Raw genomic sequence first — 26,650 nt, forward strand, 5'->3', positions numbered from 1 at the left:
TCGAACCTACCTCCCCCTACGCACCGGCCTCGACGGCCTCCGGCTGCTTGGTGACCTGGGTGATCCAGGGGGCCTTGTAGTTGCCGAGCTCCAGCTTCTGGTTGTCCCAGGTGCCGAAGCGGGGGTTCACATCGATGTGCAGCGACTTCGCGGCGGCCGTGAAGGCCTGGTTCAGCTTCTGCTGGCCCTCGGGGGTGTTGGTCGCGCCGAGGGCCGTGGCGAGCTTGCTGACCAGGATGTCGCGGCGTACGACATCGTCGAGCTGGTCGGGAGCGACGCCGCGCTGCTGCAGATACATGGTGGCGAGCTGCTCCTCGCCCCCGGACTGCAGCACGAGCTGGGCCCGCGCGTCCTGGATCTCCTTGCGGCTGACCGTGACCCCGGCGTCGCCGGCGGCGCGCTGGACGACCTCGTCGACGATGAGGTCGTACAGCTTGGCCCGGCTGAGCTGACCGCTGTCCTTGATGAGCTGCGCGGCTTGCGGCGAACGCTGCTGGGCGGCGCGCACGTCCTTCACCTTCGCCTGAACGGTAGCCACCTCGATCCGCTCCCCACCGACGACGGCGGCGGCCCCTGGGTGAGAATCATTGCCGCAGGCGGCGAGGAGGGGCGCGGCGATCAGAAGCGCGGCGGAGACGGTGAGCGCGGTGCGACGGCGGCGGTGCAAAGGAGCCTCCCGGCGTGATTGTGCTTCGGTGCACAAGACCCTGCGGTGATCGATGGTAGGCAGTCCCAGGGGTCTGGGCCACTGATTCGACCAACGATTCGCCCGCAGCTGCGGATGCGTGCGGCCCCCGTCAGCCGGCCGACTGCACCGGGACGCCCTCCCGCTCCCGCTGAGCCGGTTCCGGCCGCAGCATGATCATCCGGGAGACGACGAAGGTGATGGGGATCGCGGACGCCTGCGCGATCAGCGGGGCATAGCGGCTGCCGAAGTGCATCACGTCGACCAGCAGATAGACGCCACACGTGGTGACGACGAAGTTCGCGGCGTTGGTGAGCGGGAAGAGCACGAACTTCCGCCAGGTCGGCCGGGTCCTGTACGTGAAGTACGAGGTGAGGAAGAAGGAGCCGACCATGCTGAGCGCAAAGGCGACGACATGGGCCGCGACATACGGCAGCCAGGTCAGCAGGGCCAGGTACAGGCCGTAGTACGTCCCGGTGTTCACCACACCCACCAGGGCGAATCTGACCATCTGGACCTGGACTGTCATCGTCTTACAAGCTCCCCCGTGCGTGTACGCCGCTCTCCTTCCTGCTGATGCGGAAGGCCGGCGTTGGTGGCCTTCACCAGGAAGTGCGGTCGCCGCTTCACCTCGTAGTAGATACGGCCGACGTACTCGCCGACCACCCCCAGCATCAGCATCTGTACGCCGGCGAGTGCGGTGACCGCCACGAGAAGGGTGACATACCCGGGGGTGTCCACGCCGTTCACCAGGGCGACACCGACGATCCAGGCGGCATACGCCATGGCGAGAGTGACCAGGAGAAGGCCGAGATAGACGGCGGCCCGCAGCGGTTTGTTGTTGAAGGAGAGTAGCCCGTCGAGTCCGTAGTTGAGCAGTTTGCCGAAACTCCACTTGGAGCGGCCCTGCTCGCGTACCGCATTCTCGTACTCGAAGGTCGTGGTGCGGAATCCGACCCAGGCGAAGAGGCCCTTGGAGAAGCGGTTGTACTCGGTGAGTTCGAGGATCGCATCCACGGTACGGCGCGACAGCAGCCGGAAATCACCCACGCCGTCGACGAGTTCCACGTCGACAAGGCGGTTGATCAGCCAGTAGTAGGCGCGGGCCGTGATGGTGCGGGTGACCCGGTCGCCCTTGCGGGTGCGCCGGGCGATGACCTGGTCGAAGCCCTCGTCATGGAGCTGCAGCATGCGCCGGACCAGCTCCGGCGGGTGCTGGAGGTCGGCGTCCATGATGACCACGGCATCGCCCTCGGCATGCTGGAGGCCGGCCAGCATGGCCGCCTCCTTGCCGAAGTTGCGGCTGAAGGACACATAGCGGGTACGAGGGTCGGCCTCGGCGATCTCCTCGAGGAGAGGGAGCGTCCGGTCCTGGCTTCCGTCATCCACATAGACCAGCTCGAATTCCTGCCCGAGCAGGGAGAGTTCCGCGGTCACGTGTTCATGGAAGCGGCCGATGATCTCCTCTTCGTTGAAGCACGGAACGACTATCGAGATCAGCACGGAAGAAACAACATACCCCCCGAATGTCGGAGGTGGATTCCTCACGTGACGCGTAGGCGACCATCCAGTGAACTGGGCTTCCCGCGGGATGTTTTCACGATCGGCGCTGGCATATTCGAGGAATCATGTCGACTCTGCAATCCGTGCGAGGCCGCGCCGCCGCCCTCGCCTCGCTGATCACCGTGACAGCCGTGTGCGCCGGCGACGCCGTCGCCCGCAGTTTTCCCTTCGGACCGCATACCCGCAGCGTGAACGACCTCGGCAATCAGTTTGTGCCGTTTCATGCGCATCTGTGGGATCTGCTGCACGGCCGGGCCGACGGCGGGCTGCTGCTGAACTGGCAGTCCGGATACGGCACCAGCTTTCTGCCCGACCTCGGGACCTATCTGACCAGCCCGTACTCGATGCTGGTCGGGCTCTTCCCGCGGGACGAGATCGACCTCGCCGTCTATGTGGTCACGCTGCTCAAGATGGCGACGGCGGGCGCGGCCATGACCTGGCTGCTGATGTCGCTGCGCGGGGGCGAGGGCGGGGGCGAGAACGAGGGCCGGGGCGGGCGCTGGTGGATGGCGGGGGTGCTCGGCGGCTCGTACGCACTGTGCGGCTGGTCTGTCGTCGAGGCCTCGTACAACCCGATGTGGATGGACGGTCTGGTCGCCTTCCCGCTGCTCTGCCTGGTCGGCGAATGGGCGCGCACCGCACGGCGGCCGGTCCTCGGTCCTCTGGTCGTCGCGGTGGCATGGATCGCCAACTTCTACACCGCCTACATGGCGACCATCGGGGCGGCGCTCGTGCTCGTGGTGCGCCTCGCCCTGGAGGAGACCGATCTGCGGCACCGGACGCGGGCCCTGCTGCGGGCCATGTGGACCGTGCTGCTCGGGATCGCCCTGTCCACACCCGTCCTGATCCCCGTCTTCCTCGGCTCCAAGCACGCCTACCCGGGGTGGACGAAGGAGTTCGCGCCCGCGGGCTGGGCCGATGTGTTCGCCCGCACCCTGCCCGCGACGTACAGCTTCTTCACCCCGGCGGTCTTCCTGGGCGGCGGGGCGCTGCTGCTGGCCTGCACGCTCGCCTTCAACGGCGCTGTGCCGCGGCGCGAGCGGTGGCTGTGGACCGGGCTTGCTGCGGCGACGCTGGTGTCCTTGCAGTGGGCGCCCACCCATCTGGTGTGGCATGTCTTCGCCACACCCAACGGCAGCCCGTACCGCCAGACCTTCGTCTTCGCCGGGATATTGGTGATCGCCGCGTGGACCGGCCTCTCGTACGCCTGGCCGGGGCGGCGCGCCCTGCTCGGCGGCGGCGCCGTGGTGGCCGCGATCGCCCTTGCCGCCTCCACCAGTGATCTGGTCACCGGCTGGACCTTCCCCCTCTTCGCGGCCGGGATCGCGGCGGTGCTCGCCGGTCTGGTGCTGGCCGGGCGCGGAAAGTACGCCGCGCCGGCGGCGCTGCTGCTCAGTGGCGCGCTGGTCGGACAGGCCGCCGCGACAACGGCCTACGCCGACCGGCAGCGGCTCGGCAGACTGGACGACTATCCGGCCTGGGGCGAGCCGCACAGCGAGCGCGCGGCGGCCGTGGCGAAGGCCGACGGCTGGCCGGACTACCGCACCGATGTGGGCCGTGACCAGATCACCGGCAACGATCCGATCCTGCTCGGCGGACAGGGCGGCGGGTACTACAGCAGCCACACCCCCGATGTGTTCACACGGACGATGGCCGCGCTCGGCGCGGGCTGGACGTCCAACGGCCGCAGTGTGCAGTCCCTCGACAATCCGGTCACCGACGCGATCTTCTCCGTCGGCGCACGGGTACGCACCAGGAAGGGGCAGCAGCCGGAGGTGACGCGGGCGGCGACGCCGCCGCTGGTGACCGTGCGGCCTTCGGGCCCCGAGCCCCGGTACGGCTGGAACCCCTTCCGCAACCAGGAGAAGCTGCTCGGCTCGCAGGTCTACGGCTCCCCCGTGAACGGCTCCTGCCCGGTCGGCGGCGAGGTCTTCCTCTGGGCGCCGAACTACACCGGCAAGGCCAGGCTCGGCGACTCGGCGTGGGTGACGCTGCGCGGCGGACAGCCCAAGCGGCGTGCCGCACTCACCTCGCTCGGCACCGTGAACTCGCCCGGCGAGAAGGTCGGTTACAGCAAGGACCCCCGACGCACCACCCTCGGCTGTCTGAACCGGGCGAAGCTCACCGCCGCCGTGGAGAGGCTGAAGACGACGGGCGCGGTGTCGCTCAAGGTCACCGACAACGGTGTACGGGCCGAACTGCCGCCCGGCACCAAGGGGACGGCGGTGCTCGCCGCGCCCCGTATCGCGGGCTGGAGCTGCGACGGCAAACCGGCCGACTCCTACCTCGGGCTCGTCGCCGTGGAGCTGGACGGCACATCGACGGCGGTGGACTGCTCCTTCCGCCCGCCCGGACTGAAGGCCGGGGCGGCGATCGGAGCGGCTGGACTGCTGACGCTCGTCGTGATCGCCCTGCTGCCCGGGATCCGGAGGCGGGCGCGCGGTACGCGGCATTCCGTCGCGACCGCTTCATAGGACCGCCGCCGCGGAGTCATCAGGACTTCACTTGCAAAGCATCCAGCCTTGGCCCGCGCGGCGGCCCTCCGGCGTAGCGTCCCCGCATGCCCCCTCTCCTTCGCAACCGGCTGGCGAAGCGCGTCCTGAGCCCAGCCCTCACCTTGATCGACCGGCGCATCGAGCAGCAGGTGAAACGTGCGACGCAGGCCCTGCAGACCGATGTGGACGCTCTGACCGCGAAAGTGACCGCCCTGCAAAATCCGCAGTACGGACTCGGCCTGCTCGTCGACGGAACGGGGCGAAGTGGCCACCGGATGCCCACCGTCGCCCAGATCGACACCCTCGCGCGTCAGATTCAGGGTGTGACGGACGGCAGTGAGCACGCTCTTCGCAATGTGACCGTCGCCTATCGCACGGTGATTGCCCTGGAGTCACTCGGCGTGGGCAGGCTGGCCGGGTCCACCTCCAATGTCTGCGGAAAGCTCGCCACGGTGCCCCTGCTCTCCCCGCCGAACGGAAATGTCCTCGAAATCGGCACGCTGTACGGGATGTTCGCCGCGGGACTGCTGCGGATGCTGCACCGGTCCGGGACCGAACCGCATCTGACCATCGTCGATCCGCTGGCGGGCGCGCAGCTCCAGCCCGGCACCGTCACCCAGCACGTCGATCCCACCGGCACACCGGTGCGCGAGGACGTCGTACGGGCCAACCTGGCGCTCGGCGGCGTCGGTTCGGTGATCGACGCGCGAATCCAGCAGGGCTTCTCGGGTGATCCGGACGTGCGGGCCGCCGTCTCCGATCGGGAGTACGGCGTCATCGTCGTGGACGGCGATCACTCCATGGACGGGGTGCGGGCCGATCTCGAATGGGTCGAGCAGATCGTGGCCCCGGGCGGGATCGTGGTCCTCGACGACTACGGAGACAAGGCATGGCCCGGGGTCCAGGACGCCCTGGACAAGCATCTGGCGGGCGGGACTTCGCGGCTGAGCCTGCTGGGGCGGGTGTCCACCTCGGCGTATCTGCGCGCGAGCTGACCGCCGGGCGTCCCCCCGCGGTCACCCGCTGTGGAACTGCCGCTGCCGGTCGAGGGCACGACGCAGCTCGACCGGCAGCGCGTGGTACGGCCCGTACACACGCTCCGTGTCGTAGAGCAGACTCTGCAGCTGCTGGTGGGCCGCCGTGTGGTCGCCCACCGCGAGCAGCAGATTCCCGATGCGATGGCGCACGTCGAAGGCTCGGGCCGCATCGGCGCCGCCCGACTGCTGGTTCTCGTAGTACGGCAGGACGGCGCGGTACTCCGTGAGCGCCGCGGCCGCCTCGCCCAGCTGCTCCAGGCACTGCGCCGCGTCGTAGCGGAACTGCAGCGTCTGCGGATCGGCCGGGCCCGCCTCGGCGGCCCGGTCGTCGGCGAGGCGGCGCAGCTCCGGCAGCGCACGGCGGTACTGGCCGTCGTCCATCAGCGTCGTGGCGTACTGCTTGCGCAGGATCCGTACGACCGGGGAGTGCTCGCCATGCTCGGCGGCGGCCGCCGGGAGGATCCCGCCGAGGATGTCGACGGCCCGCGTGATGCTGCCCTCGCCGAGCAGCCGTTTGACCTCGTCGACGGCGGCGGCAACATCGGGCCGGGGCGCGGACGGTGCGGGTGGCGCGACCGGCGGCGGGGGCGCGACGCGGTCGGGCCACGGGGCGTGCGGCCGGAGGAACGGGCGGGTCGGATCGAGCGGGCCCCCGGGCGTGCCCCGGCCAGGCAGCAGCGGCACCAGCGCCTCGTACACCTCGTGCGCGCCGGCCGGCCGGTGCTGCGGGTCCTTGGCGAGCAGCCGTAGCACGAGCGCTTCGAGCGGCTCGGGTATCTCGGGGCGCAGCCGGCGGACCGGGAGCGGCGGCTCGTAGAGATGTCGGTGCAGCACGCCGAGGGCGGTGGAGCCCGCGAACGGCACGTTCCCGCTGAGGAGTTCGTGGAGCAGCACACCGAGGGCGTAGAGATCGGTGTACGGACCGACCGCGCCGCCCATCGCCTGCTCGGGGGCCATATAGGCGGGACTCCCGATGGGCGATCCTGTGTGGGTCAGGCGCGTGGTGTCCATGTCTATGACGGAGGCGACACCGAGGTCGAGGACGGTGACCGTGCCGTCTGGCTTCACCATCACATTGCGCGGCTTGAGGTCGCGGTGGACGATCGGCACGGCGTGCACGGCGGCGAGCACCGCGCACAGCTGCGCGGCGACCGAGACGGCCCACTGCCAGGGGTACGGCTCGTGCTCCGCGAGATGGTCGGCGAGGTCGGCGCCCTCGACGTATTGCATGACGAGAAAGAGGTCGTCCTCGTCGCTTCCCGCGTCATGGACGGTGACCAGGCCGGGGTGCGAGACCTGGGCGGTGACCCGGCACTCGCGCACGAACCGGCGGCGCATCTCGTCGGCGGCGGTGGGGGCGGCCATCCGGTCGGGGCGCAGCAGTTTGACGGCGACGCGGCGGTCGAGGCGGGCGTCGTATCCCGTCCAGACCTGGCCCATCCCGCCCTGGCCGATCACCGTGGACAGTTCGTACCGCCCGGCGATGACGCGTCCGTTCACTTGCCTTCTTCTTTGCGGAGGAGATTGCTGAGCTCGTCGAGCTCGGCGCGGACCTGGTCGATGCGGGGCCGCGCGGGCTGCGGCTGCGGCTGCGGCTGCGGTACGGGCGTCGGCTGCTGGTGGGCCTGCACCGGTGGCGGGTAGCCGTAGCCATAGCCGGCCACGGGCCCGGACGGCGGCGTCATGCTCGGGGCAGCGAGCTGCTCGTAGTGCCGGATTTCGGCGTACAGGTAGTAGGTGAGCGCGCCGACGACGGTGCCGAGAATCCACAGCAGCATCGTGATGGCGGTCGCGTCGGACAGCTCCTGGTTCTCGTCGTCCGGCACCGCCACCCCCACGTACACGACGAAACCGATGTTGAGCACGAGCACGGCGCAGAACAGGCCCCAGTGCAGCGCCCTGCGGGTCACGATCGCGAGACGCAGCATCGGGATCCAGGCAAGGAGGCCACAGCTCAGGACCGTGAGCACCGCGAAGACCATGCGCAGTGTGACCAGCGTCCCGGTGGTGGGACGGTCCGGCTGCGCCGGACCGAAGCCGTGGCCGTGCATTCCTGCTCCTGACAAGTACGTACGAGGTCGGACGGGATCGCACTAGGGAGAACGGGGAGTTGAGCGTGTCGAGCGTATACACCGACAAGGACAGTGGTCCCCGGGTTGTGCGGAACCGTTGTTGAACTGGTCACGCCGCCCGGCCGGGCGCCGTGCTCACGCGCTGACCGTTCCGTCCGTCAGGCCGTCGTACAGCCCCTGCACCAGCTGCTCGCCGAGCCGGCCCGCGAGGCGCAGCGCCTCCTCGAACTCCGCGAGTGCCCGGAAGTGCGCCCCGTACCGCTGCTGATCGGCCAGCGGCAGACGCGGCAGCTGAAGGCGGCGCACGTCGAGGCGGGTCGCGGTCGAGGCGTAGCTGCTGGCCTGGCGCTGGTTGGCGCTGCCCCGGAGGAAGCCCGCGAGGAACCAGGGGTCGAGGGTGGCCGGGTCCGGGCGCAGCAGCTGGAGGTTGCGGCCGAGTGCCGCGCCCGACGTGGCCTCGTCGATCACGCGCACGACCGTGCCGCCGCCGAGCACGGGTACGACGACGTCACCGGTCTCGACCCGCACGGGCTCCTCGTCCGGGCCGTCCGGGAGGCCGCCCGACGGCGGCTTTCCCGCGAGGACGTCGTTCTCGGTGAGGACGGCGACGGAGGCGCCCCCGGGTGCGGTGCCCGAGCCCCCCGCGTGCAGGGCGAGGACCCCGGCGCGGGCGAGTTCCCCCACGGTGGTGGTGGGCCAGTGGACCGGACCGGCGGCCGGGGCCTCCCCGACGGGCGGCGGGGTGAGCTCGCCGGTGCGCCGGAGGGTCTCCGTCAACCGCTCGCGTACGGCGCCCAGTTCGGCGGTTCCGCCACCCGCGGCCGGGGGCGGCAGATGGCGGGCCGGCGTCAGGTCCACGTCGTCGTCGAGGAGTTCGATGACCGGGACGGCACGGCTCACCCCGGGGTTCTCCTCGACGGAACCCTGGCGGTCGAAGGGCAGCCACGCCTCGATCGCCGCGGTGTGGATGGCCTGCCAGTCGAACCTGTCGCGTCCTGCCGCGGCCTGGCCGGCCGTGGTCTGCTCGGCCGAGGCGGTGTCGACGAGGAGCAGTTCGGGCGATGGCCTGTCGGTGGCGCCCGGGCGGCGCAGCACCCACAGGTGGAGCGGGATGCCGTACGGCGGCGCGGCCCCGGCGGGCAGCGCGACGACGGCACGCAGTGCGCCACGGCGCAGCAGCCCGGCGCGGATACGGCGGCCGGATCGGCGGGAAGCGGCCGCGGGCGGCATCAGCAGGACGGCAGTCCCGCCGGGGCGCAGCCGGGCCAGCGCGTGCTGGACCCAGGCCAGTTCGGACTCGGTGCGGGCCGGGAAGCCGTACTCCCAGCGCGGGTCGTAGGCGAGTTCTTCGTGGCCCCAGTTGCGTTCGTTGAACGGCGGATGGCACAGCACCGCGTCGGCGGTGAGCTCCGGGTACGCGTCGGCGCGCAGCGCGTCGCCGCCGGCAGCCCGCACGTCGGCGTCGGTGTGCAGGGCCAGCCGGAGCGCGGTCAGCCCGGCCAGGTCGGGGTCGGCCTCCTGCGCATACAGCGCGGCCGGACGGTCGACGGCACGCAGCAGGGTGCCGGTGCCGGACGCGGGGTCGAGTACGGTGCCGGCCGGTCCGGCGAGGGCCGCCATCAGCGCGGCGGGCCCGGGCGGCGTGAGCGTGTACTGGCGCGGGTTGGCGTCGAGGTGACGGCCCAGCAGGAACTCGAACGCCTGACGGGCACCGGTCTCGGCGGCGAGCTCCCCAACGGAGCGGAGGAGGCGAAGGTCAGCCCCGCCGGCGTTCGAGGCACGGGGTTCGGGGCGGAGCCCCGACGGGGTCTGGGGCTGAGCCCCGGTTCCGGGAAGAGGCGGGGTGGGGAACAGATCCGCCCGGGTGTCCCCGAAGCGCGCCGCCAGGACCTGCTCCAGCGCCGTCGGCAGCAGCTCGGCCATCCGCTCGTCCGCGACGGCCGTCAGCTCCTGCCACGTCGTCGGCCGCTCCCGTACGAGCAGTAGCGCACACCCCACGCGGACCAGCGCGCCCACCGCGCCCGCCGGGTGGTCGGCAACCTGCTGCCAGACCCTTTCACGCAGGGGGACTTCGGCCAGTTTGCCCTGGTCGCGCAGCCAGCGCTCGATGTCGGCGAGGGCGAAGGACGGACTTGTCTCGGTACCGCCGACGGGCTTGGGGAAGTCGGCGTGCCGGCGCCGCCAATTGCTGACGGCGGCTCGGCCGACCCCCGCGAGCCGTGCGATCCCGGCAGCGGTCACCTCTGCTGCGTTCTCCGGCACCCGGCTGACTCCCCTCGTCCTTACCGCTGCTGAGGCGCCGATCCTACCCGGTGAACGGAACAGCCCACTTCACAGCTGGCTTCTGAAGCGTTCACAGTTTACTGGTTGACTCGGTTCACAGGCTCTGGTCTTATTTGAGCTGTCGTCACAACGGAGCTCTCGAAATGAGCCCGCAACGCACTCCCGGGGGGACACCCATGTCGCAGTACACGCAGCAGCCGCAGCCTCAGCCCGACCCGCAGCAGCCATACGGCCCGGGGCAGTACGCCATGGGCAACCCGGCGCGCAACGGCCTCGGGACGGCCGCCCTGGTGCTCGGCATCATCGGCACCGTCACCGGTTTCATCCCCTTCCTGTTCTGGCTGGGCTGCATCCTGGGCCTGCTCGCCCTGATCTTCGGCCTCTTGGGCCGGGGCCGCGCCAAGCGCAGCGAGGCCACCAACAAGGGCGCCGCCACAGCCGGAGCCGTACTGGGCCTGGTCGCGATGATCGTGGGCGTGGCCGTCGGTGTGGTGACGGTCAAGGCCGTGGACGACGCGGTCGACGACATCAACAAGGTCACGGAGAACACCGCCCCGAAGGACGCCTCGCCCGGGGGCAAGGGCGGTGCAGGCGACAAGGACGCCGGCGATGCCAAGGGCAAGGAGACCGAGAGCCTCGCAGCCGGTGACACGTCGATCTACGACGACGACGTGAAGGTCACCGTGTCGGCGGCCAAGTCCTTCTCGCCGGGCGAGTTCGCGATCGGCCACACCGCGGGCCACAAGGCCTACCGGGTCACGATCGTCATCGAGAACGGCGGCAAGAAGAAGTTCGACGCGAACCTCGTCGGTGCCGACGCCCGCGCGGGCAAGGACGGTGTGACCGCCGAGCAGATCTACGACGGCAAGGTCGGCAGCGGTTTCAGCGGCACGATCCTGCCCGGCAAGAAGGCCAGCGTGCAGTACGCCTTCGACGCCCCGGCGGACGCGAAGAACCTCACAGTCGAGGTCACGCCGGGTATCTCGTACAACCCGTCGCACTGGGAGCTGACGCTCTGACCGGCGGGTCCCGCCGCCCCTGACGGCCCCTGCCCGCCGAGGGACGTCCCCCCGCGCCCCGGCTCCTCAGCCTCCCCCTCCCCTTTCCCCGAACGTCTCTTCCTCCTCGGAGAACCTCATGTCTGTCATCGCTCCGCGCCGCCTCAAGCCCATTGCTCTGGCCGCCCTGTGCACCACCCTCGCGCTCGCCGCCACGGCGTGCGGCCCCTCCGACGGCGACAGCCGGGACACCAAGGGCGCGCCGGCCAAGAGCACGAAGGCCGAGGAAGGCGCGTTCCCGGGACTGTCCGGCCCGAAGATCGCCAACAAGGCCTTCAAAGCGACCAAGACGGCCACCTCGGTGACGGTCGACTTCGCCGCCCGGACGACGGACGGCAACCTGAAGGCGTACATGTCCATCGACTCCAAGGGCGACTGCAAGGGCACGCTCTCCACGGGCGAAACCGGCACGGCCGAGCTCATCAGGATCGGCGACAACGCCTACATGCGCTTCGACGAGGCATTCCTGCGCAGCCAGAACGAGGGCGGCTCGCCCGAGGAGACCGCGGCGGTGCTGAAGATGCTCAAGGGGCGCTGGGTGAAGTCGGACGCGTCGTCGCCGGACGACAAGGAGCAGCTGGAGTTCTGCGAACTGAAGACGTTCCTCGGGCAGTTCGAGGAGGGCTTCAATCTGATGCGCCGGGGCGAGACGACGACGGTGAACGGCCAGAAGGCGCTGACCCTCACAGAGAAGGACGGCGCCACGAGCTACAAGGTGTACGTCGCGACGGAGGGCGAGCCGTATGTGCTGAAGGTGGAGCAGAAGGGCGGCGAGGAGCCGGGCACGATCACCTTCTCGAAGTTCAACAAGCCGGTGGGCGCGACGAAGCCGGCGGCCAAGGACATCGTGGACCTCGACAAGGAGTCCCAGTAGGCCACGGGTCCCGCCCGGGCAGGGGGGCTACCGGGGCACCGGCACGGCCGACACCCGGGAGGATCAGCCGCCGCACTGCGTGAGCATCGCCTTCTTGTCCGCCGCGGTCACGGGCAGTTCGTACTTGACCGCCACCTGCGCCACCCGTACCGCGTACGCGCAGCGGATCCTCTTGTTCGGGGGCAGCCAGGACGCCGGGCCCGAATCACTCTTCGAGCTGTTGGCGCGGCCCTCCACGGGCAGCAGATTCAGCGGGTCGTTGGCGAGTTGCTGACGCTTGGCCTTGTCCCAGCGGGCCGCGCCCATCTGCCAGCCGTACGAGAGCGGAATGACATGGTCGATCTGGACGGCGGAGGCCTTCTGCTTCCGCCAGTCGATGACGGTGCCGGTGTACGGGTCGTTGAGGGTCATCGCGATGACGACGCAGTCGGAGCCGGAGCGGTAGCGCAGATCCCGGCCGTCGCGGGCGAGCAGGTCGTTCCTGGTGTCGCAGCCGTTGCGGGCCAGCGGGACGCCGTCGGCCGTGTCCAGCCAGGCGTGGCCGAAGCGGTCACGGGCGTACCCGGTCTTGGGCCCGCGGCCCTTGGTGGCCACCTTCTCGATCAGGGTGCGGGCGGCGGCCCGGTCCTGTTCGGAGGTGAGGGCGGCGAGGCCGGGCTTGGTGCCGTCGGGGTTGGCGAGCGGGCTGGTCCCGGTGGCGGGTGCGGCGGCGGAGTTCGTGGCTTTGGCGTCGCCGGGCAGCCCGGTTCCGTCGCAGGAGGAGAGCAGTGCGGTGGCGGCGACGGCCGCCAGGCCGCCGGTGAGCGCGCGCGATATTCGGACCCCGAGTCTGTTCACGTCCGTAGGTTACTGACACCGGCCGCCCCAAGTCCTGTACGAAATAGCCGCTTTCATGACGCTTTCACGCCGCTTTCATGTCCCTGTCGACCGCACCAGGGGCATCGCCTGGCGCAATGCGGAGGGGGCGCGTAGCGTCGAAAGCACCCTTGTCCTCTACGGAAGGACGTACACATGGGGACGCCGACAGAGCAATAGGTCACACATACACACGCACACCCACCGCCCGCGGAGCCGAGCCGGCCCCCGCGGGCGGTGTCGCGTATCCGGGCCCACCCCTCCCGCTCACACCTTGCCGATGCCGAGGGTGTTCTCGCCGGGCATCAGCCCTGTGCCCAGCACCTCGACCCAGAACGGCCCGAGCAGATCGGCGAGCCGGTCGCGGGCCTGGTCGCCGAGCGCCGCCCAGGGGGCGGCGGCCAGTGCGTCGGTACGCCGCTCGACCTCGGCCCGCAGCGCCCGCCCGGCTTCGGTGACCCTGCCGTCGGGGTCCAACAGCCCGCGCCCGGCGAGCCGTTCACGCGCCGCGCCCCACTCCTCCTCGCTCCAGCCGCGGCTCGCGAAGGTCTTCTCCGGGGCCGCGCCGACGGCCGCGAAGGAGACCAGCGCCTCGACCGGGTCGATCCCGGCGGCCAGCAGGGCGGTGAGATGCCCGTCCCCGCGGTGCTCGCGCAGGATCGTAGCGGCCTGCCAGAGCACGAGATGCGGCTCGTCGGGCCACGCGAGCGCGGCATTGGCGGCGGCGAGCGGCCGCCCCGCGGCGTTCACAGCCTCGGCCGCCCTGCGCGCGAGGGCGGCGGCCTCGGCGAGTTCGGGACTGTCCACCGCGTCACCGAGGATCGCGCGGTACGCCCGGTCGACACCGCGCATCCGGGCGGCGAGCACTTCGTCCGGTGCGGCGATGTCCCACGCGGCGGGGATGTGCTGGGCGACCTTGTGCAGGCTGAAGCTGTAGAACGCGGAGGCCACCTGCCCGGCCCCGGGCGCCCCGAGCGGCGCGGAGCGCAGGGCGAAGTAGCTCGGCCAGCGCTCGTCGGTCTCGTATCCCAGCGCGGCGAACTCCTCGAAGACCTCGGGCGCGTAGTAGACGACCGCGTGCAGGGGCTCCAGGAGGTGCCACATCTGCCGTACTCGTCCGTAGTCCTCGGCCATGACTCTTCCTCTCCTCGCATCAGCATCATCTTGACACTGGCTAGATTGCGCGCCCGCAGCGAACTTGTCAATGCCTAGATTCCGCGTAACCTGCTGACCATGACCAGTCAGCGCACCTACCACCACGGCGATCTACGACGGGCCGTCCTCACCGCCGCCCTCGATGTCATCGCGACCGAGGGCCCATCCGCCCTGAGCCTGCGCGACCTGGCCCGCCGCGCGGGCGTCTCCCACGCGGCCCCGGCCCACCACTTCAAAGACCGCGCAGGCCTGCTCACGGCAATCGCCACCGAGGGCTACGACCTGCTGGGCACGACCCTCGCCGAGGCGGCCGGCCTGCGCGAACGGGGCGTGCACTACGTACGCTTCGCCATCGACCACCCCGCGCACTTCCAGGTGATGTTCCATCCCGACCTGTACCACGCGGACAACCCGGACCTGCTGTCCGCGAAGGCCCGCACGGCCGCCGAACTCCGCGCGGGCGTCGAACAACGCAGCCCGGACGAGGACTCGGCCCTGATGGGCGTCGCGGCCTGGTCGATCGCCCACGGCTTCGCCACCCTGCTGCTGAGCCACAACCTGGAACGCACGATGGGCGACCGCGACCCGGAGGACGTCTTCCGCGCCCTGACGGGCCTGACGTTCAGGGCGTCCTGACCCGGCCCCACTTCACGTTCCCGAACTGACGCGGGAATAGCCGAAGTCGATCTCCGCTTGAAGGTGTCGCGTGCACGCGATCACCGAGATGAGCTTCGGCAATACAACAAGGGGCGGGTACATGAGATCGACGAACTCCATACGGCGCACGGGGGTTGCGCTGCTCGCGACGGCAACCCTGGTCGCGCTACCGGTCGTTGGCACGGGAGATCTGGCCGGCGGCTCCGGCGCCGCAGCGGTTGAGTACAACGGCGGTGCCTGGCGGGGTGGTTGGGCTGCTTCGCCGCAGGCGCCGACCTCCCCCTTCGCTCCGAACTGGTCGGAGCAGGGCTTCTCGAACCACACGGTCCGGCAGGTGATCCGAGTCAGCACCGGCGGCACCAAGGCCCGTATCGAACTGTCCAACCGCTACGGCAAGACCCCGCTGCGGATCACCGGAGCGACGGTGGCCCGCACGGACAAGGGCGCCACGGTGCAGGCAGGTTCGCTGCGTCGGCTGTCCTTCGGGAAGGGACGGTCCGTCACGATCCCGGCGGGCGGCACGGCGTTCAGTGACGGAGTGCCGTTCAAGGTCGAGGCCCTGGAGTCGGTGACCGTCACGCTGTATCTGGCCGGGCCGACCGGACCCGCCACCTTCCACCACTTCGCCTCCGCCGTCGCGAGCTACCGGGCACAGGGCGACCACCGTTCCGACAGTGACGGCGCGGCGTTCAAGGAGACCAGCGAATCCTGGTACTACCTCTCCGGCGTCGAGGTCTCCGGCGGCCGGGCCGCGCGCCGGGACGGTGTGGTGGCCTTCGGCGACTCCATCACCGACGGCGTCGGCTCCACGGCGAACACGAACAACCGTTACCCCGACAAGCTGGCGGAGCGCCTCGCGGCGGCCGGGCAGGCGCGCAGCGTCCTTAACCACGGGATCGGCGGCAACCAGGTCGTCAACGACACGACCTGGGCCGGGGAGAAGGGCATCGCCCGCTTCAAGAAGGACGTGCTCAGCGAGCCGGGCGTGGGCACGGTCATCGTGCTTGAGGGCATCAACGACATCGGGGGCAGCTCACCGGCCTTCCCGGGCGGCCCGACCCCCGAGGTTTCGGTCAACCAGCTGATCGAAGGCCACCGCTCGCTGATCCGCCAGGCACACGCGAGGGGCATCAAGGTGATCGGCGCGACCCTGACCCCCATCAAGGGCTCGTTCTACGACATCTCGGACAATGAGGCTCGGCGCGACGCGGTCAACGACTGGATCCGCACCTCTGGTGAGTACGACGCCGTGGTCGACTTCGACCGCGCCGTGTCCGACCCCGGGGACCGCGACCGCATCCTCCCCGCCTACGACTCGGGCGACCATCTGCACCCGGGCGACTCCGGATACCGCGCGATGGCTGAGGCCCTGGATCTCGACACGCTCTGACCTCCGCCCGGCCAAGCCCGAGGCCGGACATACCACCGTGGTATGTCCGGCCTCGGGCCGTCTACGGCCGTCGCCGTCAGGCGATCGCGCTACGACCCCAGGATCGTCGTCAGGAACTCGCCCGTCCACGCCAGCAGTTCCCGCCCCACCACCGGCTTTCCGCCGATCTTGCCCGCCGTCGGGCGCGGCACCAGGATCTGGCGGGTCGGGGCCTTGATGACCGTCCGCGGGTAGAGGCGCTTCAGGCGCAGCTCCTGCGACTCCCGCAGTTCCACCGGCGCGAAGCGGATGTTCGGGCCCTGGAGCACGATCTCGCCCACCCCGCAGGCCCTCGCCAGCATGCGCAGGCCCGCCACCAGGAGCAGGTTTTCGACCGGCTCGGGGAGTTTGCCGTAGCGGTCGGTGAGTTCTTCGCGGACCGCCTTGACGTCCGCCTCAGTGTTCGCCGAGGCGATCGCGCGGTAGGCCTGGAGGCGCAGCCGCTCTCCCGGGGCGTAGTCGTGCGGGACATGCGCGTCGACCGGGAGCTCGATCTTGACCTCGAGTGCAGGCTCCTCCTCCACGCCGCCGTCGACGGCGGCACGGTAGTCGGCGACCGCCTCGCCCACCATGCGGATGTACAGGTCGAAGCCGACGCCCGCGATATGGCCCGACTGCTCGCCGCCGAGCAGATTGCCCGCGCCGCGGATCTCCAGGTCCTTCATCGCCACGTACATGCCCGCGCCCATCTCGGTGTGCTGGGCGATCGTCGCGAGACGCTCGTGAGCCGTCTCCGTCAGCGGCTTCTCCGGGGGGTACAGGAAGTACGCGTAACCGCGCTCGCGGCCACGGCCCACGCGGCCGCGCAGCTGATGGAGCTGCGAGAGACCGAAGTTGTCACCGCGCTCCACGATCAGGGTGTTCGCGTTCGAGATGTCGATGCCGGACTCGACGATCGTCGTGGAGACCAGGACGTCGAACTTCTTCTCCCAGAAGTCCACCACGACTTGTTCCAGAGCCGACTCGTGCATCTGGCCGTGAGCCGTTGCGATACGGGCCTCCGGGACGATGTCGCGCAGCCTCGCAGTCGCCCGGTCGATGGATTCGACCCGGTTGTGGATGTAGAAGACCTGGCCCTCGCGCAGCAGTTCACGGCGGATGGCCGCGCCGAGCTGCTTCTCCTCGTAGGGACCGACAAAGGTGAGGACGGGGTGCCGCTCCTCCGGCGGGGTGGTGATCGTCGACATCTCACGGATGCCGGTGACCGCCATTTCGAGCGTACGGGGAATGGGGGTGGCCGACATCGTCAGGACGTCGACGTTGGCGCGCAGCTTCTTCAGCTGCTCCTTGTGCTCGACGCCGAAGCGCTGCTCCTCGTCGACGATGACCAGACCCAGGTCCTTGAACTTCGTCTCGGACGAGAACAGCCGGTGCGTGCCGATCACGATGTCCACCGCGCCGTCCCGCAGCCCCTCCAGCGTCGCCTTCGCCTCCGCGTCCGACTGGAAGCGGCTCAACGCCCGTACGTTCACGGGGAATTGGGAGTAGCGCTCGGAGAAGGTGCCGAAGTGCTGCTGCACGAGCAGGGTCGTCGGGACCAGGACCGCGACCTGCTTGCCGTCCTGAACGGCCTTGAAGGCTGCCCGTACGGCAATCTCCGTCTTTCCGTAGCCGACGTCGCCGCAGATGAGGCGGTCCATCGGGACCGTCTTCTCCATGTCCTCCTTGACCTCGGCGATGGTGCTCAGCTGGTCGGGAGTCTCCACATAGGGGAAGGCGTCCTCGAGCTCCCGCTGCCAGGGGGTGTCCGCGCCGAAGGCATGGCCGGGCGCCGCCATGCGGGCGGAGTAGAGCTTGATGAGGTCGGCCGCGATCTCCTTCACGGCCTTCTTGGCGCGCGCCTTCGTCTTCGTCCAGTCCGCGCCGCCGAGCCGGTGCAGGGTCGGGGCCTCGCCGCCGACGTACTTGGTGACCTGCTCCAGCTGGTCGGTGGGGATGTACAGCCGGTCGCCGGGCTGGCCGCGCTTGGCGGGGGCGTACTCCACGAGCAGATACTCGCGGGTCGCGTTCTGCACCGTACGCTGCACCATCTCGATGTAGCGGCCCACGCCGTGCTGCTCGTGGACGATGTAGTCGCCCGCCTCCAGCGTGAGCGGGTCGATCGTCTTGCGGCGCTTGGCCGGCATCCGCTGGCCGTCCTTGCCGGCCGCCTTCTGGCCGGAGAGGTCCGTCTCGGTGAGCACGGCGAGCCTCAGGCCGGGGTCCACGAAGCCGTAGTCGATCGAGCCGCACGCCACATGCACGACAGACGGCGAGATCTCGGCGAGATCGGCGTCGAGGCGGGCGGGGATGCCCTCGCCGCCCAGGACCTCGACCGTGCGGGACGCGGGACCGTGGGCCTCGGTGACGAAGACCGTGCGCCAGCCGTCCGCCAGCCAGCCCTTGGTGTCGGCGAGCGCGCGGGCGGTGTCGCCTCGGTAGCTCTCCGGGGCGTGCATGCCCAGCTTGAGGCCCGCCGACTCGTCGGCTGATGTCACCGCGTCCGACAGCTCCTCGTCGGCGGCGAACGGGGATACGGACCACCACATCATCCCAAGTTCGCGCGCCCGGTCCCGTACGTCCGCGATCCCCCACAGCGAGGCCGCGGCGACGTCGATCGGCGCCTCGCCTCCGCCCGCCGTCGCCGCCCAGGACGCGTGCAGGAACTCCTTGCTGGTGGCGACGAGGTCCGCGGCCCGGGTCCGCACCCGCTCCGGGTCACAGACCATGGCCATCGCGTCCGCGGGCAGGACGTCGAGCAGCAGTTCCATGTCGTCGACCAGGACCGGAGCGAGGGACTCCATGCCCTCGACGGCGATGCCTTCGGCGATCTTGCCGAGCAGTTCGCCCAGCTCGGGGTGCTCCTCGGCAAGGGCCGCGGCCCGCTGCCGTACGTCGTCCGTCAGCAGCAGCTCACGGCAGGGCGGCGCCCACAGCCCGTGCTCCGCCACCTCCAGCGAGCGCTGGTCCGCGACCTTGAAGTACCGGATCTCCTCGACATCGTCGCCCCAGAACTCCACCCGGAGGGGGTGCTCCTCGGTCGGCGGGAAGACATCGAGGATGCCGCCGCGCACGGCGAACTCGCCGCGCTTCTCGACCAGTTCGACCCGGGAGTACGCGGCGGCCGCGAGGCCGTCCACAATCTCGTTGAGGTCGGCCTGCTGCCCGGTGCGCAGAGCCACCGGCTCCAGCTCGCCGAGCCCCTTGACCTGCGGCTGCAGTACGGAACGGATCGGCGCGACCACGACGGAGACCGGGCCGGCGCTCGGGTCGTCCTTCGACGGATGGGCCAGCCTGCGCAGCACCGCGAGCCTGCGGCCCACGGTGTCGGAGCGGGGCGAGAGCCGCTCGTGCGGCAGCGTCTCCCAGGAGGGGTACTCGGCGATGCCCTCCTCGGGCAGCAGCGAACGCAGCGCCGCCGCCAGATCCTCCGCCTCCCGCCCGGTCGCGGTGACGGCCAGCACCGTCCGCCCGGTCTCCCGGGCGAGCGCGGCCACAGCGAAGGGACGCGCGGCGGCCGGGCCGACCAGGTCGACATGCATACGGTGACCGTCACCGGCAGCCTTCACCGCTTCGGCGAGCGCCGGGTCACGTACGACGGTATCGAGCAGACCGTGCAGGCTCATGAAGGCTTCCATCCGGGGCGAGACTGGGCGGGGGGTGGGCAACGCGAACCGCCCGACACGTCGAACGGGCCGGGGGTCTCCAGCGTACGACGTGCGCGCTGCCCCTGCCGCCCGGTTCCACACCGGCCCCCACTACGGCGCAAAGGCCCGGCCCCGGGGTGTTTGGAGGAACACCCCGGGGCCGGGCCCTTACCGTAGCGCCCCCGCCGCTACTCCCCCGTTTCCCCCGCTACTCCGTGGCGATCGCGTTCAGCACATTCATCCGGCCCGCCCTGAACGCCGGCACCAGGGCCGCGAACAGGCCGACGAACGCCGAGGCCACGAAGACAGTGATGATCGTCGGCCACGGAATCTCCAGGACTCCCAGGCCCTCCAGCGCCAGCAGCTTCTGGGCCGCCGTGCCCCAGCCCATGCCCAGGCCCAGTCCCAGCAGGGCACCGAAGAGGGCGATGACCACCGACTCCAGGCGGATCATGCGGCGCAGCTGGCGGCGCGAGAGGCCGATGGCGCGCATCAGGCCGATCTCCCGGGTCCGCTCGACCACCGACAGGGCCAGGGTGTTCACCACACCCAGCACCGCGACGATGATCGCGAGCGCCAGCAGGCCGTAGACGATGTTCAGCAGCTGACCGATCTGGTCCTTCAGGTCCTGCTTGAAGTCGGTCTGGTTCTGCACCTTGTACTGCGGGTACTTGGCGACTGACGCCTTCAGGGCGGCGTACGCCTCCTTCTCCTTGCCGTCCTCCGCCTTCGCGAACATGATCACGTTCTTCGGCATCTTGGCGGCCGGGACGTACTGCGCGGCGGTCGTGATGTTGGTGTACATCGCGCCCTTGTCGACGTTCGTGTCGTCGGAGGTGATCGCCGCGATCTTCAGCTCGGCGGTCCGGCCGTTCTTGAACGCGACCTTGATCGTGTCGCCGACCTTCAGGCCGTGGTCCTTGGCGTAACGGTCGCCCACCGACATCGCGTCCTTGCCGTACGCCGCCGAGAGCTCGCCCGAAACCGTCTCGCGGCGCAGATCCTGCGCGTACGTCGGGTCGGCGGCGACGAGCTCCTCGTCCTCCGTCCTGCCGTCGGGCGCGGTCAGCTTCGCCTCCACACCCCTGTAGTTGGTGACGTGCTCGATGTGCGGCGCCGTCTTCAGCGCCTTCTCGACCTGCGGCATGATCGGCTGGTTCTTGCCGGACTGGATGATGAAGTCCGCGCCGACCGACTTGTCGAGCTCACTGGTGGCCGAGGCCACCATCGAGGAGCCGACGACCGAGAGGCACGCCACCAGCGCGAGGCCGATCATCAGGGCGGCGCCCGTCGCGCCGGTGCGGCGCGGGTTGCGCAGCGCGTTGCGCTCCGCGAGGCGGCCGACCGAGCCGAACATCCGCAGGACGACCGCACTGATCGCCCGCACCACGACACCCGCGAGCAGCGGGCCGATGACCACGAAGCCGATGAGCGAGAGGACCACGCCGAGGCCGAGGAGCATCGAGCCCTCCTTCGCCTTGTCGGCCTGGGTGGCGACAAGGAGCGCGGCCGCGCCGCCGCCGGTGAGCAGCAGGCCGATCGCGGCCCGGATCCGGCCCGCCTTGCCGTCGGCCGGCGTACCGGCGTCGCGCAGGGCGGCCATCGGGGAGACCTTGCCGGCCCGCCGCGCCGGAACATAGGCGGCGAAGACGGTCACGACGATGCCGAGGGCGAGTCCGATAACCGGGGTCGTCCACTTCACGGTCAGGTCCTGGGTGGACAGATGCATGCCCATGGAGCCCATCAGCTTCATCAGTCCGACCGCGAGACCGACGCCGGCGCCGACGCCCGCGACGGAGCCGACGACACCCAGCAGCAGCGCCTCGACCAGTACGGAGCGGTTGACCTGCTTACGGCTGGAGCCGATGGCCCGCATCAGACCGATCTCGCGGGTGCGCTGGGCGACCAGCATCGAGAAGGTGTTGACGATCAGGAAGATGCCGACGAGGAGGGCGATCCCGGCGAAGCCGAGCATCGCGTACTTCATCACCTTGAGGAAGGAGCCGACGTCCTCGCGGCTGGCGTCCGCGGCTTCCTTGGCGGTCTGCAGCTTGAAGGTGCCGTCCAGAGTCTTGGCGACGTTCTGCTTGAGCTGCTCGTCGCTGACGCCGTCGGCGCCGGTGACGGAGATACGGGTGAACAGGCCTTCCTTGCCGAGCAGTTCACGCTGGGCGGTGGCGGTGTCGAAGTAGACGACGGCCGCACCGGGGTTGGTGACCTTGAAGGAGGCGATACCGGAGATCTTGGCGGTGAGGTCGCCGGTGACGGCGATGGTGCGCAGTTCGTCGCCGAGCTTCAGGTGGTGCTTGTCGGCGGTGTCGGCGTCGACCATCACCTCAGTGGGGCCGCGCGGTGCGTGGCCGGAGGTGATCTCCATCGCCTTGAGGTCGTTCGGGGTCCAGTTGCCGGCGATCGTGGGAGCGCCGTTGCTGGAACCCATGTCCTTGTTCTGGGAGTTGACGACGGTCACGCTCATGGAGGAGACGCCGCCCTCGGCGGACTTCACTCCGTCGGCCTTCGCCACCTGCCCGACGAGCGAGGCGGGCAGCGACTCGGGCTTGCCGGTCTTCGGGTTCTCGTCGTCGTCGGAGCCCTTGGGGCTGACGGTGACATCGGACGCGGTCGCGGCGAAGAGCTTGTCGAAGGTCGTGTTCATCGTGTCGGTGAACACGAGCGTGCCCGAGACGAAGGCCACCGACAGCAGCACCGCCACGGCCGAGAGCGCCATTCGCCCCTTGTGCGCGAAGAAGTTGCGCAGAGATGTCTTGAGTACGGTCACGACGTCCGCCCCCGCGCGTCGAAGTCCTTCATACGGTCCAGAACGGCGTCGGCGGTGGGCCGGAACATCTCGTCGACTATCCGGCCGTCGGCGAGATAGAGGACCCGGTCCGCGTACGAGGCGGCCACCGGGTCGTGCGTCACCATCACGATCGTCTGACCGAGCTCGTCGACCGAGCGGCGCAGGAAGCCCAACACCTCCGCCCCCGCACGGGAGTCGAGGTTTCCGGTCGGCTCGTCGCCGAAGATGATCTCGGGGCGGGCGGCGAGCGCCCTGGCCACGGCGACGCGCTGCTGCTGCCCGCCGGAGAGCTGGGTGGGCCGGTGCTTGAGCCGGTCGGACAGGCCCACCGTCTCGACGACCCGGTTCAGCCACCCGGCGTCCGGCTTACGGCCGGCGATGTCCATGGGGAGCGTGATGTTCTCCAGGGCGTTGAGCGTGGGCAGCAGGTTGAACGCCTGGAAGATGAAGCCGATCCGGTCCCGGCGCAGCTGCGTGAGCTTCTTGTCCTTGAGCTTGGTGATCTCGGTCTCGTCGAGGTAGATCTCGCCCGACGTGACAGTGTCGAGACCGGCCAGGCAGTGCATGAGCGTCGACTTGCCGGACCCGGAGGGGCCCATGATCGCGGTGAACTGCCCGCGGGCGATGTCGACGTCGACACGGTCGAGCGCGACGACGCGGGTCTCCCCGGAGCCGTAGGCCTTGACGACCTGCCGCCCTCGCGCGGCGACGGCCGTACGCCCTCCGGTGTCCCCCTGCTGGGGAGTGGTCACAGCCGTAGTCACGGTATTTCTCCTATGTCGGTGATCAGTGGGTGTCGCCGCGTACGGATACGAGTCTGTCGGCGGAAGCGGTCCGGCGCGCTGGTGCGCAGCGCAGTCTTGAACCGGGGGTTTTCCCCACCCCCCGGTGGTGCGGGCCTCAGCTGCGGCCGTAAGACCAAGCTAAGGAATCGACGGCCGCCTCCTCGTCGTCCCCGGGGACGAACGTCCCCTGGCCTGGAGTAAGGAGGAGCCCCTAGGGGGACTCCACCTCCGGGTGGACCGGCTTGGCTCGAGCCTGCACCCTCCCGCTGCGTGAGGCACAAGTGAGAAGGTGTTCCGGGAAATAGATGCAGGGGGAAAGGATTCCGGGTGAGCACGGGACGTTCTGACGATCCGGAGGGGATACGGGCCGCGGGGGCGACGGGGTCCGCGGGGCAGGCCGCCGGGTCCGCCGGGCCCATAGCGGGGTCCGAAGGGTCCGCAGGGCGGGCCGCCGCCCCTGGCACGGCCATTCGGGTGAACGGGACCGGGACGGGGGCCGCCGGGGCACGGGGGCGCGGGCCGGTCGTGGCCGCACTCATGCTCGGGATGGCGCTCGCCGCGCTCGACGGCACCATCGTCTCCACCGCCGTACCCCAGATCGTCGGCGACCTCGGCGGCTTCTCCGTCTTCTCCTGGCTCTTCTCCGGCTATCTCCTCGCCGTCACCGTCACCCTCCCCGTGTACGGAAAGCTCTCCGACACCTTCGGCCGCAAGCCGGTCCTGCTCGCCGGCATCGTCCTCTTCCTGGTCGGCTCACTGCTGTGCGCGGGCGCCTGGAACATGGCCGCGCTGATCGCGTTCCGGGTGGTGCAGGGGCTGGGCGGCGGAGCCCTCCAGGGCACCGTGCAGACCATCGCCGCCGACCTCTACCCGCTCAAGGAACGCCCCAGGATCCAGGCCCGGTTGTCGACGGTGTGGGCGGTTTCGGCGGTGGCCGGGCCCGCGATCGGCGGGCTGCTCGCCTCGTACGCACACTGGCGCTGGATCTTCCTGATCAACCTGCCGGTCGGCGCGGTCGCCCTCTGGCTGATCGCCCGCCACCTGCGCGAACCCTCCCGTACGCGACCGGCTACCCGCCCCCGGATCGACTGGCCCGGCGCCCTGACCATCTTCGCTGCGGGCACGCTCCTGCTCACCGCGCTCGTCCAGGGGGGTATCGCCTGGCCCTGGCTCTCCGTGCCCTCGCTCGCACTGCTCGGCGCAAGCGCGGTCCTCGTCGCCGTGGTCGTGGTCGTCGAACGGCGGGCCGCCGAGCCGATCATCCCCGGCTGGGTCTGGCGCCGCCGCACCATCGCCGCCGTCAATCTGGCCCTCGGCGCGCTGGGCCTGCTGATGGTCGCCCCGACCGTCTTCCTCCCCACATACGCCCAGTCGGTCCTCGGCCTCGGCCCGATCGCCGCGGGCTTCGTGCTCTCCGTGATGACCCTGAGCTGGCCGGTCAGCGCCGCCCTGTCCAACCACGTCTACAGCCGTATCGGCTTCCGTCTGACCGCGATCATCGGCATCTCCCTGTCCGCCCTGATCCTGCTGGCCTTCCCGCTCCTCCCCTTCCCGGGCGAGCCCTGGCAGCCGGCCCTGATCATGCTGCTGCTGGGCGGGGCGCTCGGCCTCTTCCAACTCCCGCTGATCGTCGGCGTCCAGTCGACGGTCGGCTGGTCGGAGCGGGGCACGACGACGGCGTCCGTACTCTTCTGCCGCCAGGTCGGCCAGAGCATCGGCGCGGCCCTGTTCGGCGCGGTCGCCAACGGTGTCCTCGCCTCCCGCCTGGGCGGCTCGGGCGACCTGGACTCGGTGGCGCACGCCCTGGCCGACCCGTCATCGACGACGGCCAGGGCGACGGACCAGCTGCGCCGCGCGGTGGACGCGGCGGTGGACTACGTCTACCTGGGCGCGGCAGCGGCGGCCGGAGTCGCGCTGCTGGTCCTGGTGTTCGTGGCGCCGCGCCGCTTCCCGGTCCTCGCCGACAAGCCGGAGGAGTAAGCCTCAGGCCGCGATCGGGTCCGCCGGGGTGAGGTTGTTGCGGCCGACCGTACCTCACCCCTCCGATATCCGGACACCTCGTCACCCGATCGTGTGGCGAGTGGAGTTGGGGGGTCGGGTTGGCTGGTTCCTTCTCCCGTTCCTCTAAGGAGCAGCGCGCCCAACTGGGACGCGCCCAACCGCGTCCCGGTGCCGACCTGCGCGAACGCGCCTGTGCGGACGTGGAGTTGATCAGCCGGAGTACCCGGCGCCATTCACCTCGGCGACGAACGCGGCCCACGCACCGACCGGGAAAACCAGAACAGGGCCGCGAGGGTTCTTGCTGTCGCGGACGGGGACGAGCCCCAGGAGGTTGTCGGCGATCTCTACGCAGTCGCCGCCGCCGCCATCACTGTAGCTACTCTTGCGCCACGCAGCGGATGTCAAGTCAGGTCGTATGGCGTGCATGCTCCGAAGCCCTCCATTGCCCGCCGGATCAAGGCAGTTGACGCATCAGGCGACAGCGCCCGGGCGTGCACAAGATCGTACCGATAGGAGTGCCGGGCCACTGCTGCCCTGTCTTCCACCAGCTCCCCGGAGTGTCCAGCCTCAAGGTAGGCCACATCCGGTGCGTTCTCGAATGACAACAAGGTCAGCGAGCCGCCCATGGCCGAATGCCCACCGGCGGCAAAGGGCAGAACCTGTACCTCGACACGGGGCCCCTTCGCCGCTTCGACGACGCGGGCCAACTGGTCACGCATGATCGCCGAGCCGCCTACGGGACGCCGGATCACCGCCTCGTCGAGCACGGCCCAAAACAATGGGGGTCGCTGTGTCCGAAGAAGGTCCTGTCGACGCATCCGAGCAGCCACCTTCTCTTCGATCTCCCCCTCTGTGCACCAGGGCTGGCCAAGGCGTAGCACCTCACGGGCGTACTCCTCGGTCTGGAGCAGGCCGGGCACGCTGTGCGCCATGTACTTGTGCATGGCGTTCGCCTTGGCCTCGTACGTCATGAACGTCCGTGCCCAGTCCGGGAACGGCGTCCGCCTGACATGGCCCCACAGGTCGGTCAGGTCGCCATCCGCACCCAGAAGCGCGTCCAGTTTCCTGTCGATGTCCTCGGGCGGCGTCTCGTTGCCCAGCTCGAACTGGGCGATCCGGCTATGGGCGATGGGGACCTTGCCGCCCAGCTCGCGCTGCGTCCACCCGGCGCGGACACGGAGCTTGCGCAGCTTCGTGCCGTACAGCGCGGCCAAAGACGCCGACGGATCAAGCTCCTTCGGTGCAGGCATCGCCGCCCCCCGTTTTCGCTCGCGC

20 protein-coding genes are annotated in these 26,650 nt (G+C 70.1%); 7 read left to right on the plus strand and 13 right to left on the minus strand.

Features of this window, described 5'->3' with window-relative positions:
- Nucleotides 1-16: 16 nt before the first annotated feature.
- The 3 genes from ABZS64_RS02595 to ABZS64_RS02605 form a co-directional block, all read right to left on the minus strand.
- Nucleotides 17-667 (minus strand): SurA N-terminal domain-containing protein, encoded by a 651-nt coding sequence (locus ABZS64_RS02595; RefSeq protein WP_355822299.1) that lies wholly within the window; start codon nucleotides 665-667, stop codon nucleotides 17-19.
- 130 nt (nucleotides 668-797) lie between these two features.
- Nucleotides 798-1,214, minus strand: coding sequence for a GtrA family protein (locus ABZS64_RS02600; protein WP_355822301.1), 417 nt, complete (start codon nucleotides 1,212-1,214; stop codon nucleotides 798-800).
- On the minus strand, nucleotides 1,211-2,188 hold the full coding sequence (locus ABZS64_RS02605) for a glycosyltransferase family 2 protein (protein WP_355822303.1): 978 nt from the start codon (nucleotides 2,186-2,188) through the stop codon (nucleotides 1,211-1,213). The genes ABZS64_RS02600 and ABZS64_RS02605 overlap by 4 nt, the downstream gene beginning before the upstream one ends.
- A 125-nt stretch (nucleotides 2,189-2,313) precedes the next feature.
- Here ABZS64_RS02605 and ABZS64_RS02610 point away from each other — a divergent pair, with 125 nt between their 5' ends.
- Entirely contained in the window at nucleotides 2,314-4,722 is a 2,409-nt protein-coding gene (locus tag ABZS64_RS02610; protein ID WP_355822305.1) for a YfhO family protein, read from the plus strand.
- Between the two features lie 86 nt (nucleotides 4,723-4,808).
- Complete coding sequence (locus ABZS64_RS02615) at nucleotides 4,809-5,738, plus strand: class I SAM-dependent methyltransferase (RefSeq protein WP_355822307.1); 930 nt, start codon at nucleotides 4,809-4,811, stop codon at nucleotides 5,736-5,738.
- A 21-nt stretch (nucleotides 5,739-5,759) separates the two neighbouring features.
- Here the strand turns inward: ABZS64_RS02615 and ABZS64_RS02620 are convergent, their stop codons facing one another.
- From ABZS64_RS02620 to ABZS64_RS02630, 3 genes are all read right to left on the minus strand, one after another.
- The gene (locus ABZS64_RS02620; protein WP_355822309.1) at nucleotides 5,760-7,280 is read right to left on the minus strand and encodes a serine/threonine-protein kinase; all 1,521 of its coding nucleotides are present in this window, start codon (nucleotides 7,278-7,280) and stop codon (nucleotides 5,760-5,762) included.
- A complete protein-coding gene (locus tag ABZS64_RS02625) occupies nucleotides 7,277-7,831 on the minus strand; it encodes a hypothetical protein (RefSeq protein WP_355822310.1) in 555 nt (184 codons plus the stop codon). Before ABZS64_RS02625 ends, ABZS64_RS02620 begins: the two co-directional genes overlap by 4 nt.
- A 156-nt stretch (nucleotides 7,832-7,987) precedes the next feature.
- Complete coding sequence (locus tag ABZS64_RS02630; RefSeq protein WP_355822312.1) at nucleotides 7,988-10,114, minus strand: N-6 DNA methylase; 2,127 nt, start codon at nucleotides 10,112-10,114, stop codon at nucleotides 7,988-7,990.
- Between the two features lie 197 nt (nucleotides 10,115-10,311).
- Here ABZS64_RS02630 and ABZS64_RS02635 point away from each other — a divergent pair, with 197 nt between their 5' ends.
- A complete protein-coding gene (locus tag ABZS64_RS02635; protein ID WP_355822315.1) occupies nucleotides 10,312-11,154 on the plus strand; it encodes a DUF4190 domain-containing protein in 843 nt (280 codons plus the stop codon).
- 118 nt (nucleotides 11,155-11,272) lie between these two features.
- The gene (locus ABZS64_RS02640; RefSeq protein WP_355822317.1) at nucleotides 11,273-12,067 is read left to right on the plus strand and encodes a hypothetical protein; all 795 of its coding nucleotides are present in this window, start codon (nucleotides 11,273-11,275) and stop codon (nucleotides 12,065-12,067) included.
- A gap of 63 nt (nucleotides 12,068-12,130) precedes the next feature.
- On the opposite strand, the gene ABZS64_RS02645 is transcribed toward ABZS64_RS02640, so the two are convergent.
- Nucleotides 12,131-12,808, minus strand: coding sequence for an HNH endonuclease family protein (locus ABZS64_RS02645; protein WP_355822775.1), 678 nt, complete (start codon nucleotides 12,806-12,808; stop codon nucleotides 12,131-12,133).
- Between the two features lie 381 nt (nucleotides 12,809-13,189).
- Nucleotides 13,190-14,056, minus strand: a complete 867-nt coding sequence (locus ABZS64_RS02650; RefSeq protein WP_355822319.1) for a hypothetical protein — start codon at nucleotides 14,054-14,056, stop codon at nucleotides 13,190-13,192.
- Nucleotides 14,057-14,155: 99 nt separating this feature from the next.
- Between ABZS64_RS02650 and ABZS64_RS02655 the strand changes: the two genes are divergently transcribed.
- Together ABZS64_RS02655 and ABZS64_RS02660 are read left to right on the plus strand one after the other, a co-directional pair.
- Entirely contained in the window at nucleotides 14,156-14,713 is a 558-nt protein-coding gene (locus ABZS64_RS02655) for a TetR/AcrR family transcriptional regulator (RefSeq protein ID WP_355822321.1), read from the plus strand.
- A gap of 121 nt (nucleotides 14,714-14,834) precedes the next feature.
- Complete coding sequence (locus ABZS64_RS02660; protein ID WP_355822323.1) at nucleotides 14,835-16,124, plus strand: SGNH/GDSL hydrolase family protein; 1,290 nt, start codon at nucleotides 14,835-14,837, stop codon at nucleotides 16,122-16,124.
- Nucleotides 16,125-16,213: 89 nt separating this feature from the next.
- Here the strand turns inward: ABZS64_RS02660 and mfd are convergent, their stop codons facing one another.
- The 3 genes from mfd to ABZS64_RS02675 all read right to left on the minus strand — a co-directional run bounded on the left by mfd (nucleotide 16,214) and on the right by ABZS64_RS02675 (nucleotide 23,353).
- Nucleotides 16,214-19,768, minus strand: a complete 3,555-nt coding sequence (gene mfd / locus ABZS64_RS02665; protein WP_355822324.1) for a transcription-repair coupling factor — start codon at nucleotides 19,766-19,768, stop codon at nucleotides 16,214-16,216.
- Nucleotides 19,769-19,997: 229 nt separating this feature from the next.
- Nucleotides 19,998-22,568: an FtsX-like permease family protein gene (locus ABZS64_RS02670; protein WP_355822326.1), complete on the minus strand. Its 2,571-nt coding sequence runs from the start codon at nucleotides 22,566-22,568 to the stop codon at nucleotides 19,998-20,000.
- Nucleotides 22,565-23,353, minus strand: coding sequence for an ABC transporter ATP-binding protein (locus ABZS64_RS02675; RefSeq protein WP_355822328.1), 789 nt, complete (start codon nucleotides 23,351-23,353; stop codon nucleotides 22,565-22,567). The genes ABZS64_RS02670 and ABZS64_RS02675 overlap by 4 nt, the downstream gene beginning before the upstream one ends.
- Before the next feature lie 489 nt (nucleotides 23,354-23,842).
- On the opposite strand from ABZS64_RS02675, the gene ABZS64_RS02680 reads away from it, so the two are divergent.
- Complete coding sequence (locus tag ABZS64_RS02680; protein ID WP_355822777.1) at nucleotides 23,843-25,354, plus strand: MFS transporter; 1,512 nt, start codon at nucleotides 23,843-23,845, stop codon at nucleotides 25,352-25,354.
- A gap of 231 nt (nucleotides 25,355-25,585) precedes the next feature.
- On the opposite strand, the gene ABZS64_RS02685 is transcribed toward ABZS64_RS02680, so the two are convergent.
- Nucleotides 25,586-25,801, minus strand: coding sequence for a DUF397 domain-containing protein (locus tag ABZS64_RS02685; protein ID WP_355822330.1), 216 nt, complete (start codon nucleotides 25,799-25,801; stop codon nucleotides 25,586-25,588).
- A complete protein-coding gene (locus tag ABZS64_RS02690) occupies nucleotides 25,777-26,625 on the minus strand; it encodes a helix-turn-helix transcriptional regulator (RefSeq protein WP_355822332.1) in 849 nt (282 codons plus the stop codon). Before ABZS64_RS02690 ends, ABZS64_RS02685 begins: the two co-directional genes overlap by 25 nt.
- Nucleotides 26,626-26,650 lie beyond the last annotated feature (25 nt).

This window comes from Streptomyces sp. NPDC005408 (assembly GCF_040606445.1).
Classification (GTDB): Bacteria; Actinomycetota; Actinomycetes; order Streptomycetales; family Streptomycetaceae; genus Streptomyces.